Raw genomic sequence first — 19,755 nt, 5'->3', positions numbered from 1 at the left:
AGAGTTTGATACACCGTCCGGCCTTGGAACTGCTTTTGGGCGGGGACTATATCAGACAGAAGCGTAATGTGGTGTTGGTAGGCGGACCGGGTACGGGCAAAACGCATATTGCCACAGCACTGGGTATCGAAGCGGCGACACAAGGATTTAGGGTACGTTTTTGGAATGTACTGGACTTGGTCAACAAATTGGAAGCAGACAAAGACGAAGGCCGTCTGAAACTAACCGAACAGCAATGTCGGTACGATTTGTTGATTCTTGATGAGTTGGGGGATCTGCCGTTTAGTCAGAAAGGCGGGGCGCTGCTGTTTCATCTGATGAGCCAACTGCATGAAAGGACGAGTGTTGTCATGACGACCAATTTGGCTTTTAGTGAATGGGTGAAGCTGTTTATGGATGAAAAGATGACGGGTGCTTTACTGGAGCGTCTGACTTATTGCTGCGATATTTTTGAGACGGGCAATGATTCTTACCGGATGAAACACCGCTCATAGGGTGGCTCAATTTTAGACCACAACTGTGGCTCAGTTTTGGAATGGAATTGACAAATTCTCAACCAACTTTTTTCTTTGGCTTGTTGCAGATCCGCAGCAGAAAGCTTGTTTTCCATATTTTCATGGTGTTCGTATTCTTGGTCGTCCAAAGAAAAAAGTGATTATTTAAAACAGCATGCCAACCCTCAAAGCTGCTCAGCAGAACATCAGTATCAGGCATCAAAATTCAATGCGGACTCCTTTTTCACCTTTCTACAAATGTCCTCTTTTTCTCAAGTCCGGCTTTGGCCGTTTGCTCCCGTGAGCATGATACCAAGCCCACAACGGGAAGCGGACACCTGCCGGGGCAGGTGTTTTTTCAGCCAAACGCTGAGACATCCATTGATACGCCTCCATTCTCTCAGGCATTACATAGCGCTCATCTGCCGTATAAACATCTTGCTTTTGGAGAATGGCAAAATCACCGGCAGGGCGTACTGTCCATAGTTTTATCAACATTCAGTATGTATGGTTCGGGTTGTGGGAACGTAAGTATAGCGGGCTTGCAGGCAATATAGTGATTCTGTTGCCGCCCGAACGCCGGTAAGCCGCTCACTTCGAGCCACGATGCAGCAACGCCGCAGCCGAAATAAAGCGGATTCGCTGTGTATCACCAACACACGGGGAAGGCTTGGGCAAAATAAAAGCAGGCTTTCCGATATGCCCATGCTGCCGGCGAAAGCGGGAAGGCCGTCTGAAAAGGTTTTCAGACGGCCTCGGCTGTTTTAACCATGCCCCTTAATCGAAACGGATGCTGTATTTCATCTCGCTGCCCCATGATACGTTGCCGACCCGGGCAACGGCCTGCAGGGTGCGGGAGAGTTGGCACACGGGTTTGGCGACTGTCCTGCACTAAAAATCAGGCCGTCTGAAAAAGCTTTTCAGACGGCCTGTATGGCTTTTTGGCCGATGCCTGCCTAATCGAAACGGATGCTGTATTTCATCTCGCCTCCCCATGATACATTGCCGACCCGGGCAACGGCCTGCAGGGTGCGGGAGAGTTGGTAAACGAGTTTGACCGACTGCTCGGCACTGCCCACGCCGTATTCGTAGCCCATATACAGGTTGTTGGTGAGCTGCTTGCCTACCGTGAGCACCTGCTCGGCGGGGTTGAGCTCGCCGGTTTGGGCATTGCGGCTGCGTTTGCTGGTGAAGCCGAAATCGTCTACCAGGCCGAGTTTATCGTTGACGCGTCCGGCCAAAAATGCGCCGGCGGCGGCGGAAAGGGCGGCTTCATCGCCATCGCTGCCGCTGCTGGCACGGTTGAGAATCAGCCACGAGAGTTTGTCTTTTTCACTCATGGCTTCATCGGCTACCAGCGAAACGCGCGGGCTGTTGAGGCTGCCGAGCACTTCCACGCCCGCGCCTACGGGTGAAAGGCGGCGTTCGGCACGGATATTGAGGTTGGGGTCGGAGAGCGGGCCGACAAACGAGATGTGGCCTTTGGTGATGTCGAGATCCTGGCCGTAGGCTTTATAGCGGCCTTTCACCACGGTTACGGTGCCTACGCCCTGCACGGTTTCGCCGGGTTTGGCAGTGAGCCTGAGCCGGCCGCCGAGGGTAACGTCCAGCCCTTCGCCGCTGAAGCGCAGGCTGTTGTTGAGATCAAGCACCAAATCCATGCTGATGGGGGTGGGGCTGGCGGGGGCTTTTTCGGGCTGCCCCAACACCACCACATCGTCATCGAGTGCGGGCATAGACGATTTCTGGAAGCCGAAGTGGCCGGAATCGGCTTGGAGTGTGCCGTTTAGGGTAACGCCGCCGGTTTCGGTGTAGCGCATTTTGGCGTTGCCGCTGAGGGTGAGGCGGCGGTTGGGTTTGTCGAGCGCGCTGTAGCGGTTGAATGCCAAATCTACATCGACATCGGGCTCGGCGTTGTTCAGGCCGACCGTGCCTTTGAGCTCGACAGTGCCGCCCCGGTGAAAACGCAGGTGGTCGATAATCCAGCTCTGGCCTTGCAGACGCGAGCGCAAAATGCCGTTATCGAGAATCAGGCCCAAATCCTGATTGCGGTAATAAAGATTGTTGCCGTTGAGCGTGCCGTTAAACTGCGGTTGGCCGATGCGGCCGCCTATGGTTGCCGTGCCGAGCAGGTTGCCGCGCAGGCTTTGCCCCACGGGCAGAAAGTTGCGGAAGGTTTCGAGATTGGGCGCGCTGATGCTGATTTTGCCGTTTATCGGCGCAAGTTTGATGTCGCTGCCGAATTGCTGGCTGATGGTCAGGCTGCCGTCTATCTTGCCGTAGCCGGTAATGCCGTTGAGTGTGCTGTCGATGCGGCCGTTTTGAAGGCGTGTATTGAGCGCGAGGGAGGCCAAACCCAGCATCTGTTTGCGGTAGGGCAGCTCGATATCGCCGCTTTGACGGCGGATGTTGAGATAGCCGCGTGCATTGCGGCTGTAAGATAAATCCCAGTCGCCGGAGAGCACGAGATTATGCTGCACCGGCGGGGTGTAGAAATTGTGCAGCTGCGCCATGTGCAGGTTGTCGGCACGGCCTTTGGTGGTGATGCCGTTTTTTTTGTCCCACACAAAATTTTCCATGTTGAGGCTGCCGCCCATCGCGCTCCATCGGGCGGCATTCACCGCCACACGTTGGGCGCCGGCTTCAAGGCTGATGCGGTTTTGCAGCTTGAGGTTGAATGCGCCGCCGATGTCGAGCGTGCTGAGTGTGCCTTTCCATTGCTGTTTGTCGTCCAAGCCGCCGTTGGCATCGATTTCGAGTTTGTAGGGTTTGCCTTCGAGTGCCAGGCTGCCGCCGCCGTGGATGCGGTGGCTGCGGCCGGTGCCGTTAACAAACAGGTTGACCGCGTCAATCACGGTGCCGCCCGCGCTGATGCGGCTGCCTTTGAGCTCGATATTCAGGGGGCGGCTGTAGTCGGGCGAGCCTTTGAGTTGGAAGTCGAGCGAGTCGGCCTGCGCTATGCCGCTGATGCGCAGGTTGCGCGCCCGGCCGGCCAGGTCGGCTTCGAGTTGTTTGGGTTCGCCGGCGATGTAGCCTTTGGCGGTGAGAAGGCCGGCCATGCCGAAGCCGAAGCGGCTCAAATCGGGGGCGTTGATGTCGATATGGAGACGGTCGCCTTTTTTGCCGAAGCTGCCGTTTGCTTTGATGCTGTTGCTGCCCAAAAGAATGTCGGCGGCGGCACGGGCGAGATGTCCGTTTTCATAAAGCACATCGGCATTGCCGCGCAGGCCGATGCCGGATAGGGTGCTGGGGCCGAACTGCATTTTGCCGCTGTATTTTTGGTTGGTGATTTCGCCGTGGAGGTTGGCGGTGCCGTTGATATTGCCTTCGGGAAACTGTGTGTTGAGTTTGGCAGGGTTGAAGTTTTTGCCGGTAACGGCCAACTTTAAGATTTGCTTTTGAAACAGTTCCAGCGAGCCTTCGGCATTGATTTCGCCGCCTTTTTCCGGGCGGATGCGGGCGTGTTTGAACAAGATGGTCTGCTGGCCGTTTGCCGCATCGGTGTGCATTTGGATCAGGCCGTCTGAAAGGGCGTTGCCGGTGTTTAAATTCCAGCCGGTTTCCAGATTGCTGAATGCGCCGCCGAGGGTGAGGGTACCGTTGAGGCTGCCGCTCAGCTGCTGCTCTACGGCATCAGCGGCGCGGATATTGCGCAGGGCGGCGGCCAGCGCGAGCTGCTGTTTGGCGGTGTCGATGTTGCCGGCAATGTTTACCGTGCCTTTGTGCATCAGCTTCACGGCGATATCCTGAATATCAATCAGGCCGTTTTCGTTGATGGTGAAGCCGCCTGCCAGCCCGCGCACGGGAATGCCGCCGGCATCGGCAGCGGCTGCGTTGTGGTTGGCCAGATCGATGGAGCCTTCGAGCGCGAGCCCTTTCTCAAACGAAGGCACAACGGTGGCATCGAATTCGAGCAGCGATTTGGGCAGGGAAGATAAAAATGCCTGCGGGTTGATGTTGAAGCCTTTTATCTGCACCAGTTTGATTTTGTCGTTGAGTTTGGCGGCAAACGGATGCAGCACCGATTCGGCGTGCAGGCGTATTTTTCCGCCATCGATGCGGATATCGGTTTCCACATCGCGCAGGCTGCCCCACAGTCGGGTTTGGGCGTCAACATACTGTCCGTCCAGTTCGCCCTGCCCGTAAATGGCGGCATTGAGGGAAAACGGGCTTTTTACGCCGAGGGTGGCACTGCCCGAGGCGTTGTTCCACGGGGTTTGCAGATCGGCCAGTTTCAGGCTGTGCAGTTGGTGGTTGTAAACATACGATGCGCTGAGCCGGTTGAGGTAAACGGTTTGGCGGTCGGCGCGGGAGCCGATGCTGATTTTGCCCGTTTCGAGTTTGTCGAGTGCCACTGCAACGGGCAGGCTCACGCTTTCGGGCAGGCCGGATGCCGGTTTTTTTTCAGACGGCGGCACGGGTTTGGTAACGATTTGAATGTCGCCCGCAATCAGGTGGCGGATGTGCAGTTTGCGTTGCGCGAGTTGGCGCGGGTTCCAGCTGAAAGAAAAGCGGCTGATGCCGATGTCGGCACCTTCGGTTTCCACGCGCCAGCCCTCGCCGTGAAAACCGCTCCACAGCGTGCCTTGCAGGGTTTTCGAGCTGATGTTCGCGCCGAACCACGAGGGAATGTTATACAGGCCGTAACGCAGCCCCGATTCGGTGCCGGCCAGCCACACCGCCGCGCCGGCAACGGCTGCAAACGACAGCAGTAAAACCAGAAAAAACGCCCGCAGCATCCGCCGCCACAGGCTTTTTTCAGGTTTTTTTTCAGACGGCCCGTGTTCGGGCGGTTTGCCTGTTTCGGGAGCGGCTGCCGTTTCGGAAAGCGCGGGGCTGTCGGAGGGTCGGTTCATCAAAAAACTTCCTTCATGTTGGCGGCGCAGCGTTTGCCGCGCGCGCTGGTGCCGCTTTACGGTAAAACGAAATCACGGCGGCGCGGCTGCCCCGCTTTAAAATAATGGCGGCATCAGTCTGTTTTGCCGTATTGCATACTGCTTGCCGCCCGCAGTTTTTCGGGTTGCCGGTGCGGCGTATGTTCGGGCACAAGGCCGTCTGAAAAGTATGCGGCGGGTTTTTCAGACGGCCTTTTTGTTTTCAGACGGCCTGGCTGTGCGCCGGGAGATATTTCAGAAACGTGTGCCCAGGCTGATGTGCCAACGCAGTTTTTTATCGTGGTGGCCGTAGGCAATATCGAATGAAAAAGGAGCCACGGGGCTGAACCAGCGGACGCCGACACCCGTGCCGTGTTTGATCGTCATCTTTTTGAAGTTGGGCGCGGCATCGCCCATATCGTGAAACACGGCGGCAGAAAAGCTGCGGTTAATCGGATATTGGTATTCGAGGCTGACCACGGCTAATGCACGTTCGGGCAGCACGGAGCCGTTGGGGCCGGCCAAGCCGATGCTGTCGAGCTCGTAGCCGCGGATGGAGGTGGCGCCGCCGGTGCGGAACTGCAGCGAAGAGGGCACTTGCTTGTTTTCTTTGGCATATACATAGCCGATTTGGCCGCGTGCGATAAAAGTGCCGATTTTTTTGTTTTCGGGCGTGAAATAATAGCCCGCGCCGGCGCGCGCGCGCGCAATGGCGGTGGAAGAAAGCAGAGAGCCTAAAGTGGCGCCGATTTTGCCGTCCAAATAATAGCCGTTTTCAGGGCGCAGGGCGGTTTCGATTTCCTGCCGCTTCCACGAGGCGGTGAGCATGGTGGCGTGGCTGCGGCCCAAATCGTAATCGGTTTCGGGCACGCGGCTGCTTTCGGTGAGAAATTCGATGCCGATGCGCGATTCAATGTGGTTACGGTCGCGCACCCGCCAAATGCCGCTGCTTACGGCGTGTTTCTCAAGGTTTTGGGTGGTGGAGCGGGTGTAGGATACGTTGCTGGTGAGATAATGGCCGTTGCTCTTGCGCGGCTGGCTGATGCCGGCGGCCAATGTGGTTTCGTATTTGTCGGCATCGACCACCAGCGAGCCGACATAGCCGCGGTTGAAGAGATTGTAGTAATCGTAGCCGAGGCGGCCGCCGAAGCCGTATTCGGAATCATAGCGCAGGCCGGCTTCGAATTTGTGCCGTTTCATTTCTTCTACCGACACCATCACCGGCACGCGGTCGCCCTGCATATTGCCGAAATCGGCCTGCACCGATGCGCCTGAATAGTGGCCGTCTTGCTCGAGCGCCTGCTGGTAGTCGAGCAGCTGGTCCAAATCATAGGGCGAGCCGGGTTGGAACTGAGCCATGCCGCGTACCACGCTTTCGGGATAGCGTTGGGTGCCGCTGATGTGGATATCGCCGAAATAAATGGGCCTTTCGCTCTCTACCAGTACGTTTAAATCGGCGGTGTGGGTGTCGGGGTTGATGGTGGCTTGGGTTTGCGAGAGCTTGGCCAGCGGGTATTTTTTGCGGGTAACGGCTGAGAGCACCGAAGTTTTGCTGCTGCTCCACAGGCTTTGGTCGAAATGGCTGCCGACGGGGAGCTGCCAGTTTTCCATCGCGTTTTTGTAGTATTGCGCCAAATCGGCATCTTGCAGCACATCGCCTACAATGGCTACGCCCACATTGTCGATTCGGGTGCGTATTCCGGGGCTGACATCCACCGTGTAACCGCTGCCTTGGGGGGCAACCGTTACTCTGCCGTTGAAATAGCCTTTGGTTTGGAGCATGGTTTGCACGTTGCCGGGTGCTTCTTCGGCCAAAAAGCCGGCCTGCTCACTGTCGAGTTCCTCTTCCTGCTGCTGGACAATCAGCGGCAGGTATTCTTCGAGCATGGTTTTCACTTCTTTATTGTCGGTGCGGATTTCCACCGGATATTTCACCGGCAGTTTTCCGCCGGCCGCCTCGGCGGTTTTTTTCTCGGTTTTTTTTATCGGCACATAATCTTCGGGCGCAGGGTAGGCTGCAAATGTCTGTGTGCAGGCAAGTGAAAGCGTGGAAAGCAGCAGGGTGGCGGTGTATTTTTTCATAAGGTTTGCGCAGGTTGGAAAACGAGCCTGTGGCCGGGCTGCAATTTTAGCATTGTTTCCACTGTTGTCGACAGAAGGCATCCCTGCCGGATAACGCTGAAAATTGAATTGATTGCCGTATGGTTGCCTGCATTGTGCAGGCGGTTGGGTTTGGCGTTTTGTTTTACTTTGGCTTTCAGAATATCGGTTTAAATGGAATATTTCTCAAGAAATTAAAATTTTATTTTTAAAATTAAGCATATTTACAGGTTTTTATGCTGTATTTTTACGGGCATAGTTTGTGAAAGGGTTTTATTTTAGAATATCTGCCTTTCTGAACATTTATTAAGAGGACGAATCATGGCAAGCGGAAATCCCGTGATAGATGCCGTAAACCGCATCAGTTTGGTGCAGCAGATTGTGGCAGGGCTGGTTTTGGGTATGTTGCTGGCGTGGCTGTCGCCTTCGGCGGGCATGGCGGCCGGCCTGTTGGGCAGTTTGTTTGTGGGCGCGCTCAAGGCGGTGGCGCCGGTGCTGGTATTTGTGTTGGTAACGGCGGCCATTTCCCAGCATCAAAAAGGCAGTGAAGCGCATATCAAGCCGATTATCCTGCTTTATGCGGTAGGAACGTTTTTGGCGGCATTGAGTGCCGTGGTTGCCGGTTTTGTGTTTCCCACCGAAATCGCGTTGGTCAATGCCAGCAATGTGGATACCGCACCGCCCTCCGGCATTGTGGAAGTGTTGAAAACCCTATTGATGAATTTGGTGGCCAACCCTGTGGCTGCGGTTGCCAATGCCAACTATATCGGCATTCTGGCTTGGGCGGTTGTGCTCGGTTTTGCGTTGCGCCATGCCTCGGAAAACACCCGTATCATGGTTGCCGATTTGGCCGAATCGGTGTCGAGGATAGTGAAATGGGTTATCCGCTTTGCGCCTTTGGGTATTTTCGGTTTGGTGGCGGCCACCGTTGCCGAAACGGGTTTCGGAGCATTGGCCGGCTACGCACGCCTGTTGGCCGTGCTGCTGGGCTGTATGCTGTTTATCGCGCTGGTGGTAAACCCGGTGATTGTGTGGACGCAAATCCGCAGTAATCCTTACCCGCTGGTGTTCACCTGCCTGCGCGAGAGCGGTGTTACTGCATTTTTCACCCGCTCTTCCGCCGCCAATATTCCTGTGAATATGGCGCTGGCGAAAAAGCTCGGCCTGCATGAAGACACTTATTCGATTTCGATTCCGCTGGGTGCCACGGTAAACATGGCGGGCGCGGCAATCACCATTACCGTGCTGGCCATGGCCGCTGCGCACACTCAAGGCATCCAAATCGACTTTGCCACCGCGCTGCTGTTGAGCCTGGTTGCCACCGTGAGTGCGGCCGGTGCTTCCGGCGTGGCGGGCGGTTCATTGTTGCTGATACCGCTGGCGTGCAGCCTGTTCGGCATTTCCCACGATGTGGCCATGCAGGTGGTGGCGGTAGGCTTTATTATCGGCGTGGTGCAGGATTCTGCCGAAACTGCGCTGAATTCTTCCACCGATGTGTTGTTTACTGCTGCGGCCGACATCGGCCGAAAGCGCAGAGAGAGCTTGTGAACCTTGCTTTGCAACTTGCCCGTTTGCGCCGTTTCCGCTGCATCTGCGCCGCTGTTTCATCATGAGCAGTGTTTCAGAAGCAGCTTTTCAGACGGCCTCGAAGCATACCCGCAAATCAAGCGTGAATATTGATTTTAGTGGATTACCCATCCAACCCGCTTTGCCGCCATCCGGCGGCAGCGTTTCAAGCATAAGGAAATTCCAATGAAAAAAGCCGCTCTTGCCGTTTTGCTGCTTGCGCCGCCGGCGCTCGCCGACACGGTTGCCGATGAGTTGTTCAGCGCACGCGCTGCCTATCAGGCTGCCTTAAAGGTGCAAAACGGCAGCAGCCGCCGCATTGCCTCGCTGCAATCGGATATTGCATCCGCTCAGCGGCGCATCAAACAGGCGCAGGCCGATATAGAGAAAATGCAGGGAGAGTTGCAGGAAGAAACCGCCAAAAAAGCACAGGCCGACACTGCATTGCAGGCAGCAGGCCAACGCCTGGATGCCGCCTGGCAGGCTTCGCGCGATGCGCGCAAGCCGTAGGCCGTCTGAAACAGCATCTGCCGCAGCGGGCAGAGCGGGGCAGGGCGGCCGCCCATATGCTGTGCGCCGGCGGCAATGGCACATTCAGACAACCAACCGCAGCACCGGCGCGGCAGCACAAACCTTGAATCGGCTTGCTCCGGCTCTAGGCCGTCTGAAAAGCCATTCTGAAAAGCCGGGCGGAAAACTGCGCGGCCTCAGCTTGGAGACGCTGTTGCAGCGGTGCGGCAGCGCCGTTTCGGCGCACGCCGGCCACAAATGCAAACTAAGGGCGGGAACCTGCCGCCGTTATCGGGGCAGACGCCTATTCAGAGGCGGCCGCCGAAACCTTTGCAAAATTCAAAAAAACACCACAAGAAGTTTTATTTGCCGCTGCGCCCGCCTGCGCGGGAAGCCGGATATTCAGCATTTCAGAATTTTTTTCATCCATACTCCAATATTTTTTATCTGAGTTTCCGCCCGCGTGGGAGTGGCGGCATCAAGGCCTTTCAGACGGCCTTAAGGTGTTTTGCAGCGGTTGCGGGCAATATGCAGGTCGTCTGAAAACGGGTCAGCCTTCATGATATTGCCGCTGTTGCACAAAGCGGATATTCACCAGCATGCTGGCGCACACGGCCGCCAGCAACACCAGGCCGTAATGCCCCAACACTTCTGAAAACGGCAGCACCCTGTTCCAAGAGCGGGCAATGCCCAGCCAGCAGGCGAAAATCCAGCTTGCCGAACTGATTGCGCCCACAATCGAAATCTGCACCGAAAGCCCGTAGGGGAAGTCGGCCAGCACGGTTTTTTCCTGCACATGACGGGCGAGCCGGTGCACCAGAAAACCGTTGGCCGCCAACACGCCCACGCAGATAAATTTCACCCACAGCTTGGGGTTGTTTAAATAACCCGGGCTGGTGAGTATGCCGTAAACCACCAGCGCAATGCCTGTGGCCGCCAGCCCCAACAGCCCCCACAATGCCACCTGCTTGGCCTGTTTGATTTGTTGGATCAAATCCTTATCCAGGGGAGAGGTATAGTTTTTCAACAACAGAAAATCGGTGTGCAGCACTTTGGTCAATACGATGCCCGCCAGAATGAAATGGGTGAACACCAGGGCGGTTTTGAAATATATTTCCATCATGATTCCCTTAAAAATTTGAAACAAAAATCTTGTGAGACGGTGTTTCCGCGTGTCTGCATGAGCCTGCCTCAGGGCAGGCGGCGGTTTTCTGTAGGAAAACTTCGTAATAGATTTTCATGCCCGAAGTGCATATCGGGCACAGCCCGGTGTGTTTCCCCGCCCCGGAGAGGCTGCCGGCGGTCAAAATCAAGCCCTTGCCTGCGTTGAAAGACGGAGCTTGCGCTGAAAGGAACGGTAACGGGTAATGAATGTGCGATATTAAAATGGCCGTATGAATCAAAGAGAATTTTCTGAAAAAAGGTTAAAAATCAGTATTAATGGTTTGACAAACATGGAGAAGCCGATGGCCTGCCGGCACGCATACGGCGGCGGCAGGGTTGGACGCGGGTAATAAAGTTTCAGTTCGGGCGAAGGGCGGATACGGAAAAAAGCCCGCCTGCGCAAGCGCACCGGAGCCCCGGCAACTACGCCGGAGGCCGTCTGAAACACTGACAGCCGAACCTCAAAGAAGCATAAGGCGGCGCGGCGCAGGCGGCAGTGCCAAGCACCCCTTTTTTGTTTGCGTTGTTTGGCTTGTTTTGCGGGTTGCTTAAAACGGCAGCAGAGCTGGCTCTTTATTGCCGGCACCCTGCGGCAGCGGGAACGGGGCGGATACATTGCCGTGCCGCGCGGCCGGCCGATGCTGCCATGATTGTTGTTTGAAAACGGGCCGGCAACTGTAGTCAGGCCGCAAGGGCGGCCGTTGCCTGAAAAGCGCAAAACCGCAGGGAAGCATCAGGCCGTCTGAAAAACGGGCAAACGTTCTTTCAGACGGCCTGATGTTTGGATGGATGGGCTACGCGGCATTAAGAAACAGGCGTTGTGTGCCCGATATGCCGGTTATGTTTGCGGAGCATCAGCGTTTTCTGCCGAAAATCAGCGAAAGCACACCGAGAACCACAAAACCGAAAAATAAAATTTTTGCGATGCCTGCCGCGCTGTCTGCAATGCCTCCGAAACCGAAAACGGCAGCAATAATGGCAATAACAAAAAACACTACAGCGTAATGAAGCATGATGTTCTCCTTGAGTGGTTTTTCGAATGTCGGTATCTAGGCCGAACCTGCTGCTTTCGGCATGGGTTTAAAAATAATACAAAACGGCAGATTGATATATTGAAAACTGACTTTCACGGAAATCGGCATTCGGCCTGTGATTCAATATGCCGGGCAATGCGCCGGTTGCCGCCCGCATATCGGCACCGGTCGGGCGGCCTACACTTTGATATGCGGTTCGGGCGGGTTTTGCCGAGCAGCGGTTTCGTGATGTTCAGTGCCGTATGAACATCATGCAGATACGTTATGCTTTCCGATATTGCCTGCACGCCCAAACCCCAAGCGGAAGCGCAGGCCACACCAACGTTGCCGTGTTTGGGTCAGCAGAATCACAAAGCGCGCGCCAGCAAACCCAGCATATTCTGCCAGGCCGCTTCGGCATCGGCTTCGTTGTAGGCCAAGTCCACGCCGTTTTTTTCACCGTTGCAGGTGGCCTGCGGGTTGGTGAAGCCGTGTTTGGCATGGGGGAAAACATCGATATGGTAACGCGCTTGGGCATGATCCATTTCTTGACGGAAAGCCTCGACCGCCTCCATCGGCACCATGCTGTCCAGCCCCGCGTGCTCTATCAGCAGCTCGCCTTTGACGCTGCCTTTACGCGCGGGCTCGGGCGTGGCGAGAATGCCGTGGAAACTGGCCACGGCTTTCAAATCTTCGCCACGGCGTGCCATATCGAGCACCACGCGGCCGCCGAAGCAGAAGCCGATGGCGCCGATGCGGCTGCCGTCCACTTCGGGCTGAGCGGCCAGGGCCTGCAGGCCGAGGCGGGTGCGCCCGACCAGCGTGGCAGGGTCGGCCAGAGCCGCGCTCATCCATTCGTTGGCTTGGGCGGCATCATCGGTGAGGCGCGCATCTCCGTATAAATCCATCGCCATTGCGGCATAGCCTTGTTCGGCCAGGCGTTCGGCGGCGCGTTTGGCGTGTCCGCTCAAACCCCACCACTCAGGGGCCACCAGCACGCCGGCCAAGCCGCTTTCGGGCTGTTGGGGCAGGCACAGGTAACTTTGCAGGGTAAGACCCTCGGCGGTGGTGTATTCCACGGTGCGGGCAGTAATCGGCATATCAGGCTCCTCTGTGTTGGGTTTCAGACGGCCTCTAGCTTAAATGATGAAACGCAGGCATTCAAGGGTTGCCGGAAAATGCACGGCATGGTTTTGCGCGGCTTCGCTCATCACTTGATGCGCCGCATAGCCGCAAACAAACGGGGCAGGCAGTCAAACACCGGCCGTTGCCGCCCGCCTGTGCGCCGCGCGCGGCAGAACAAAAAAACGGTATATCTGAATGGCTGAATGGCCGCGCGGCAGCGGTTTCAAATTGGGGCGGCACAGAATAAGGCCGGCAGCATTGCAGCGGGCGGTCCCGCCGTGGCAGGGTAGTGCTGCCGGTGGTGTTTGATCAAACTTTTTCCATGCTTACCGCTATACGCGCTTGGGCAGGGTCAGGCATACAGACGGCCTGAAACAGATGTTGGCAGTGCGGCGGCTTGTTGCGCCACGGTAAACGCCCGATAACGGCAGCACCGTTTCAAGACGGCCGCCCCCACCCGCCTGCCGCCATTGGTGCCGTTTCAGCAGCCCGCCGCACCGGTTTTGAAAATCAAACCGTCCTGCCCGCGAATCCCGAGCCGTCTGAAATACGGCCGTCTGAAAACCATGTTTCAGACGGCCTCTTTCACAACTCCGTCCGCCGCAAATGCTCCGCAGCCGCAAACCCCGCAGCCGTAACTCCATGGCCGGCAGTTTCCGGCCGCTGCCCGCTTTTTCCGCACGCCCCTCCAGCCGCTCTGCCGCGCCGGTGTGGGAATAGGGCCACTTTCTCCCGTGTAGACAGGCCGTCTGAACATTCAGACGGCCTTTGTAGCTTTGGAAACGGGGTTTAGGGCTGAGGCAGGCTGTTGCAGGGTATTCTGCCCATTTGCGCCGCCGGTTCCGCTTGATACAGAGTGAGTCTGCTTCTATTTCCGTTACGGCGTTGCCGCATCTTGGCTAACAGACAACGGCTTTCGGCCTCCGAAACGGCAGCAGAATCGGTTTGGTATGGTCTGCGGCTTGCTGCCCGGTGCCGAAAATAAAGTGATTCACCATCATGCAGGCTTGGTTCGAGCCGTTTGCCGCCCGCGCAACGGGCTGCACCGCCAAACTATGCCTGCTGCACGGTTTCTGCAATCCGCTCGGCCATTCTGCGGCTGGCACCCCGGTGTTTGCCCACAAACGCTTCGGCGCAGGCGGCATAGCGGCTGCGCAGCGCGGCATCGGAGAGCCATTGCGCGGCGGTGTACTGCCATTCCTGCGCGCTGAACACCTGCCCGGCCGCGCCCGCTTCCACCGCGCCGCGGGCGGCGGCGGCAAAATTATAGGTGGAGGGGCCAAACAGTGTCGGCACGCCGCAGGCCACAGGCTCAATCAGGTTTTGACAGCCTGTATCCACCAAACTGCCGCCCACAAACGCCACATCGGCGGCCAGATAATAAGCCATCAACTCGCCCATGCTGTCGCCTATCCACACTTGGGTGCCGGCGGCGACTGCAGCATTGTCGCTGCGCTTTTGGGCGGTAAAACCCAGCCGCACCGCCGTGTCGAAGGCCGTCTGAAAACGTTCGGGGTGGCGCGGCACGATAACCAGCAGGGCATCGCCGTGATAGGCGCGCCATGCCCGCAGCAGCAGTTCGGCTTCGTCCACGCCCTTATGTTCGCGCGTGCTGCCGCACACCAGCACCGGGCGGTTGCCGGTGCGGTTGCGCAATACCGCCGCCAATTCGCGCATACCGGCGGTGGGGGTGATGTCGTATTTGGTGTTGCCGCACACATGCACATTGGACGCGCCGATTAAATGCAGCCGCTCGGCATCGGCGGCAGTTTGCGCATAGCAGCCCCGCAGCGTCTGCATCGCCGGCTCCACCAGGCGGCGCACTTTCAAATAGCCGTTTTGCGATTTTTCCGACAGCCGCGCATTGGCCAAAAACAGCGGCACGCCTTCTTGGGCACAGCCGTGCATCAGATTGGGCCAGATTTCGGTTTCCATCAGAATGCCCAAGCGCGGGCGGTGTTCCCGCAGAAACTGCCCGACCCACTCGGGCTTGTCATAAGGCAGATAACGGCATTGGGCATCGGGATACAGCGCTTGGGCGGCGGCACGGCCGGTGGGCGTCATTTGGGTGAGCAGCAGCGGCGCATCGGGAAAATAGCGGCGCAGTCCGCGTATCAGCGGCTCGGCGGCGCGGGTTTCGCCCACCGACACGGCGTGTACCCACAGCGGCTCCTGCACGGGATCGGCCTGCGCCCCGCCGAAACGTTCGCCCCAGTGCGCCAAATAAGCAGGAGCGGCCTGCGCGCGCTTTTTCAGATAGCGGCGGATAAAAAACGGGGCAGGCTGCCAAAGCAGCGTGTAAAGCCGGCGTGCAGCGTCCATCAAAGCTCCTAACGGTTAGGGTGCCGCCCGCTGCGGCGGCATCCGTTATTCCAGAAAACTGAAACTGTGCCGCTGGGCAGCGCGCCAAGATGCCGAGTGCACGCGGCAGCATCGGGGTTTCAGGCAAAAGCAGGATTGATTGTAGCGGATTTGCACACGGCAGATAAGGACTGCCCCGCAGCAACCGCGCGCAGGTTTGAGACAGTGTATGAAGACGATGCCGTGCTGGTTATCAACAAGCCCGCAGGCACGGCAGTGCACGGCGGCAGCGGTGTGAGCTTCGGCGTTATCGAACAACTCCGCCGCTCCCGCCCCGAAGCCGAATATCTCGAACTCGTCCACCGCCTCGAAAAGACACCAGCGGCCTGTTGATGGTTGCCAAAAAACGCAGCGCGCTGGTGAAGCTGCACGAAGCTATCCGCAACAACCACCCGAAAAAAATCTATCTCGCGCTGGGGGGGCCGTCTGAAAGCGCTCTTGCCGGTTTCAAAATGTTGGACGGCTTGCGGATTGACTGCTGCAGTCGGAAATTCTGCAGGGTTTGGAATGCACGCCGGGCTGCGCGGGGGTGTTCAGACGGCCTGATTTTCTGCGGGGAAGGCGATGAGGTCTTGGATTTCCATGCGGATGCCGATGCGGCTGCCGATGGGATGGTCGTGGTGGCCGCCGATGTGTGCGGGCACGGTTTCGCCGCTGTCGAGCTTGAGCGTGTAGATGAAGTGGCTGCCTTTGAAATCTTTGTCGAGCACTTCGGCGGTGATGGGGCTGTTGTGGTGGTGTACGATGTCGTCGGGGCGGATTAATACATCTACTTCGGTGCAGCTTTGGCAGCCCAAAGGCACGGTGCCGCAGAATTCGCCCACGGTCAGCTTCACGCAGTTTGTGCCGCTTACCCGGCCGCGCAGCATCACGCTGGTGCCGATAAAGCGGGCGGTGTGGGCATCGGCGGGGCGGTGGTAGAGGTTGTAGGGGGTATCCCACTGTTTCAGACGGCCTTCGTGCATGATGCCGATTTTGTCGGCCATGGCGAAGGCTTCCTGCTGGTCGTGGGTAACCAAAACGGCACTGGTTTGTTCCTGCTTGAGCAGTTGGCGCACTTCTTTGGACAGGCGGGCGCGCAAATCGGCATCGAGGTTGGAAAACGGTTCGTCCAGCAGAATCAGGCCGGGCTTGGGCGCGAGTGCGCGTGCGAGTGCAACGCGCTGCTGCTGGCCGCCGGAGAGTTGGTGGGGATAGTGGTTGCCGTATTCGGGCAGGCCGGTGAGCGCCAGCAGCCCGTTAACGCGCTGCGCTTGTGCGGCGGCGCTCTGCCCGCTCAGCCCGAAGGCGATATTCTGCGCTACGGTGAGATGGGGGAACAGGGCGTAGTCTTGAAATACCATGCCGATGCGGCGTTGGTGCGGCGGCGTGAAGCTGCGGCCGTCTGAAAGGGTTTGCCCTTTGAGGGTGATGCTGCCGCTGTTTGGCTGCTCGAAGCCGGCTATCGCGCGCAGGGCGGTGGTTTTGCCGCAGCCGGAGTGGCCCAGCAGGCAGGCGATTTCGCCTTCTGCCAGCTTAAATCCGAAATCCTGCAGCACGGGCTTGGCGCCGAATGAGAGGCTCAGTTGCGAAACGTTTAAAATCATGGGTTTTGCTCCGTGCGCGAAAACAGGATAACGGGAACCAGGCCGGTTAAAACAATCAGCAGTGCCGGCAGCGCGGCGTTGGCGTATTGCCCTTCGATGGTAAACATGTAAACGCGCACGGCCAGGGTGTCCCAATCATAGGGGCGCGTCATCAGCGTTATCGGCATTTCTTTCATGATATCGACAAATGCCATCAACACTGCTGTTCCGAGCGAGCCTTTGAGCAGCGGCAGATAAATCCGCCGCAACACGCCGGCTCCGGTGCAGCCCAGCGAGCGCGCTGCTTCGGCCTGCGAGGGGCTGATGCGTTCCAAACCGGCTTCCACCGCTGCATAAGCCACCGCCAGAAAACGAATCAGGTAGGCGGCCAGCATCACGGCCAGGGTGCCTTTGAAAACGGCAGTGGTGCCTTCGGGTAGTTTGAGATAGCTAATCAATACATTGTCGAACCACGCCACCGGCACAAACACGCCCACTGCCAGCACGGTGCCGGGAATGCCGTAACCCAGCGTGGCAATGCGGGCGGCCACGGCGGCAAAGCGGCTTTTGTCGGCGCGTTTGGCCAATGCCAGCAGCAGGGCGGCAGCGGCGGTGAGCAGGGCGGCGGCCAGGCCGGCGGCAAACGAATGCCAGGCGTTGAGCCACAGGGTGGTATTAAAGCCGTCGTTGCGGGTTTCGTATGCCCAAAAGCCCAGCTGCACCAGCGGAATCAGAAAGGCAAAAGTCAGAATCAGGCTGCAATAGAGTGTTGCCAGCCATTTGCGGCCGTCTGAAAGCGGCCTGCGGCGGTGTTGCTGCGCCTTGCCCGGCTGGCTGAAACGGCGGTTGCCGCGGCCGAGCTGCTCGAGCGCCAGCAACACGAACACCAGCGCAATCAGCAGGGCGGCGAGCTGTTTGGCGGTTTCGAGCGAGTAAAAATCGAACCAGGCCTGATAAACGGCGGTGGTGAAGGTGTCATAGCCAAACACGGAAACGGTGCCGAAATCGGCCAACACTTCCATCAGCGCCAAAATCACGCCGCCGGCAATCCACGGCCGCGCCATCGGCAGCGCCAGCCTGAAAAATGCGCGCACGGGCGAAAGCCCCAACGATGCGCCGGCTTCGAGTGCGCGCTGCCCCATGCTGGAAAAAGCATTGCGCGCCAGCAGGTAAACATAGGGATAAAAGGTGAGGCTCATCACCGCAGCCAGCCCGGCACCGTTGCGGATATCGGGAAAAAGCTGCACGATGCCGTAATGCGTGCGCATCCAGCTGTTGAGCGGGCCGCTGTAGTCAAACAAACCGATTTGGGTAAACGCCAACACATAAGCCGGCACGGCCAGCGGCAGCATCATCGCCCAAAAGAAAAAACGCCGCAGCGGAAAATCATACATCGCGGTCAGCCATGCCGCTGTGGTGCCCAACACTGCCGTGCCGGCACCCACGCCCGCCACCAGCCACAGCGTGTTTTTCAGCAGCTCGGGCAGTTGGTATTCGAGCAGAAATGCCCAAATTTCAGCGTCAAATTCTCCCAAGGCTGCCACAATCACAGCCAGCGGGATCACAACAGACGCAATGCAGGCCGCCAGCCACAAACGCGGCAGCAGTTTGAATGCAGGGCTACTCATAACTTTTCAGACGGCCTCAGCTAAAAAACAGCGCGTATTATCGTTGCCGCTGCTTCAGAATGCAAACCAAACAAGCAAATACAGCAATAAATGATAATTTATATTGTTATGATGCGGAATGTCATTTAGAATAGCCCCTGCAGTATAAAAATATTTTAAGTAACTATATAGAAAGAGAAAATCATGATGAAAAAAGCCCTTGCCGTTTCTGTTGCCCTGCTGGCAGCCGCGCCTGCGTTTGCCGAGGAGCTGGTGGTGTATTCTTCGCGCGCCGACAACCTGCTGCGCCCCGTGGCCGAAGCCTATCAGAAAAAAACCGGCGTAAACATCAAGCTGGTAAACGATAAAGCCGGCCCCTTGATGGAAAAGCTCAAAGCCGAAGGCAGCAACAGCCCTGCCGATGTGTTTATCACCGTTGATGGCGGCAACCTGTGGCAGGCCACCCAGATGGGGTTGCTGCGTCCGATTGATTCTGCCGTGCTCAAAGGCAATATTCCTGCCAGCCTGCGCGATCCCAAAAACCATTGGTACGGCCTTTCCGTGCGCGCCCGCACCATTTTCTACAACACCGCCAAAGTGAAGCCGGCCGAGCTTTCCACCTATGCCGCACTGGCCGACCCCAAATGGAAAGGCCGCCTGTGTTTGCGCACCTCCAACAACGTGTATAACCAATCTTTGGTCGGCACCATGATTGCCAACCAAGGCCAGGCCAAAACCATGCAAACCGTTAAAGGCTGGGTGGCCAACCTCGCTGCCCAACCTTTTCCGGACGACACCTCCCTGCTGGAGGCCATCGGCGAAGGCCGCTGTGATGTGGGCATTGCCAACACTTATTATTTCGGCCGTTTGTCGGATAAAAAGCCCAATCTGCCCATCGGCGTATTTTTTGCCGACCAACAGGGTAAAGGCACCCATGTAAACGTATCCGGTGCAGGCGTGGCCAAACACAGCAAAAAAGCCGCCCAAGCGCAGAAATTTATCGAATGGCTCAGCGGCAGCGAGGCGCAAAACCTGTTTGCCGACCTCAACCACGAATATCCCGCCAATCCGAAAATCAGCCCCGACCCGAAAGTAGCCAAATGGGGCAGATTCAAGCAAGACATCATTAATGTATCTGTGGCCGGCAGCAACCAGAAAAAAGCCGTGATGCTGATGAAGCAGGCCGGATATAAATAAGGTTTGCTTTCAAACCGGGCATTTTTTGATGAAAAGGCCGTCTGAAAGTTTTTCAGACGGCCTTTTACCCGGCCTTGCTTTTCACCTTGTCAGCCAAACACACAATAAAACACAACGATCCATAACCATCTTGGTGCAAGCACTTCAAAACATTATGGGCGGTAACGCTTGAATCCGAC

Annotated in this window: 15 protein-coding genes and 1 pseudogene; 7 read left to right on the top strand and 9 right to left on the bottom strand. The window is 57.3% G+C overall.

What is annotated here, in order from left to right:
- Positions 1–494: ATP-binding protein (locus IR141_RS02125; protein WP_135034038.1), on the top strand; the 494-nt coding region annotated here is incomplete at its 5' end.
- Positions 495–746: 252 nt separating this feature from the next.
- Here IR141_RS02125 and IR141_RS14140 read toward each other — a convergent pair.
- From IR141_RS14140 to IR141_RS02110, 3 genes are all read right to left on the bottom strand, one after another.
- The gene (locus tag IR141_RS14140) at positions 747–992 is read right to left on the bottom strand and encodes a DUF3841 domain-containing protein (protein ID WP_135034037.1); all 246 of its coding nucleotides are present in this window, start codon (positions 990–992) and stop codon (positions 747–749) included.
- 458 nt (positions 993–1,450) lie between these two features.
- On the bottom strand, positions 1,451–5,350 hold the full coding sequence (locus tag IR141_RS02115; RefSeq protein ID WP_194198362.1) for a translocation/assembly module TamB domain-containing protein: 3,900 nt from the start codon (positions 5,348–5,350) through the stop codon (positions 1,451–1,453).
- 273 nt (positions 5,351–5,623) lie between these two features.
- The gene (locus IR141_RS02110; protein WP_135034036.1) at positions 5,624–7,450 is read right to left on the bottom strand and encodes an autotransporter assembly complex family protein; all 1,827 of its coding nucleotides are present in this window, start codon (positions 7,448–7,450) and stop codon (positions 5,624–5,626) included.
- A 339-nt stretch (positions 7,451–7,789) separates the two neighbouring features.
- Between IR141_RS02110 and sstT the strand changes: the two genes are divergently transcribed.
- From sstT to IR141_RS02095, 3 genes are all read left to right on the top strand, one after another.
- Complete coding sequence (gene sstT / locus IR141_RS02105) at positions 7,790–9,016, top strand: serine/threonine transporter SstT (protein WP_135034035.1); 1,227 nt, start codon at positions 7,790–7,792, stop codon at positions 9,014–9,016.
- Between the two features lie 204 nt (positions 9,017–9,220).
- Complete coding sequence (locus IR141_RS02100; protein WP_135034034.1) at positions 9,221–9,544, top strand: hypothetical protein; 324 nt, start codon at positions 9,221–9,223, stop codon at positions 9,542–9,544.
- A 258-nt stretch (positions 9,545–9,802) separates the two neighbouring features.
- Positions 9,803–10,087: a hypothetical protein gene (locus IR141_RS02095; protein ID WP_135034033.1), complete on the top strand. Its 285-nt coding sequence runs from the start codon at positions 9,803–9,805 to the stop codon at positions 10,085–10,087.
- Positions 10,088–10,094: 7 nt separating this feature from the next.
- On the opposite strand, the gene IR141_RS02090 is transcribed toward IR141_RS02095, so the two are convergent.
- From IR141_RS02090 to IR141_RS02080, 3 genes are all read right to left on the bottom strand, one after another.
- Positions 10,095–10,667, bottom strand: coding sequence for a hypothetical protein (locus tag IR141_RS02090; protein ID WP_135034032.1), 573 nt, complete (start codon positions 10,665–10,667; stop codon positions 10,095–10,097).
- Positions 10,668–11,562: 895 nt separating this feature from the next.
- On the bottom strand, positions 11,563–11,721 hold the full coding sequence (locus tag IR141_RS02085) for a DUF1328 domain-containing protein (RefSeq protein ID WP_135034031.1): 159 nt from the start codon (positions 11,719–11,721) through the stop codon (positions 11,563–11,565).
- 368 nt (positions 11,722–12,089) lie between these two features.
- On the bottom strand, positions 12,090–12,821 hold the full coding sequence (locus tag IR141_RS02080) for a dienelactone hydrolase family protein (RefSeq protein ID WP_135034030.1): 732 nt from the start codon (positions 12,819–12,821) through the stop codon (positions 12,090–12,092).
- 425 nt (positions 12,822–13,246) lie between these two features.
- On the opposite strand from IR141_RS02080, the gene IR141_RS02075 reads away from it, so the two are divergent.
- Positions 13,247–13,639, top strand: coding sequence for a hypothetical protein (locus IR141_RS02075; RefSeq protein ID WP_135033352.1), 393 nt, complete (start codon positions 13,247–13,249; stop codon positions 13,637–13,639).
- A gap of 260 nt (positions 13,640–13,899) precedes the next feature.
- Here IR141_RS02075 and waaA read toward each other — a convergent pair whose 3' ends face one another.
- A complete protein-coding gene (waaA, locus tag IR141_RS02070) occupies positions 13,900–15,168 on the bottom strand; it encodes a lipid IV(A) 3-deoxy-D-manno-octulosonic acid transferase (protein ID WP_135034029.1) in 1,269 nt (422 codons plus the stop codon).
- Positions 15,169–15,354: 186 nt separating this feature from the next.
- Here waaA and IR141_RS02065 point away from each other — a divergent pair.
- A pseudogene (locus tag IR141_RS02065) lies at positions 15,355–15,626 on the top strand (pseudouridine synthase); the annotation flags it as partial.
- Between the two features lie 114 nt (positions 15,627–15,740).
- On the opposite strand, the gene IR141_RS02060 reads toward IR141_RS02065, so the two are convergent.
- Both IR141_RS02060 and IR141_RS02055 read right to left on the bottom strand, forming a co-directional pair.
- Entirely contained in the window at positions 15,741–16,793 is a 1,053-nt protein-coding gene (locus tag IR141_RS02060; protein WP_135034028.1) for an ABC transporter ATP-binding protein, read from the bottom strand.
- The gene (locus tag IR141_RS02055; RefSeq protein ID WP_135034027.1) at positions 16,790–18,400 is read right to left on the bottom strand and encodes an iron ABC transporter permease; all 1,611 of its coding nucleotides are present in this window, start codon (positions 18,398–18,400) and stop codon (positions 16,790–16,792) included. The genes IR141_RS02060 and IR141_RS02055 overlap by 4 nt, the downstream gene beginning before the upstream one ends.
- A 183-nt stretch (positions 18,401–18,583) precedes the next feature.
- On the opposite strand from IR141_RS02055, the gene IR141_RS02050 reads away from it, so the two are divergent.
- Positions 18,584–19,576 (top strand): extracellular solute-binding protein, encoded by a 993-nt coding sequence (locus IR141_RS02050; protein WP_135034026.1) that lies wholly within the window; start codon positions 18,584–18,586, stop codon positions 19,574–19,576.
- Positions 19,577–19,755: the final 179 nt, after the last annotated feature.

The organism is Neisseria sp. 19428wB4_WF04, assembly GCF_015235335.1.
Lineage (GTDB): Bacteria > Pseudomonadota > Gammaproteobacteria > Burkholderiales > Neisseriaceae > Neisseria > Neisseria musculi.
The sequence above is the reverse complement of the archived record's forward strand: the minus strand, read 5'-3'. Positions and strand labels throughout refer to the sequence as shown.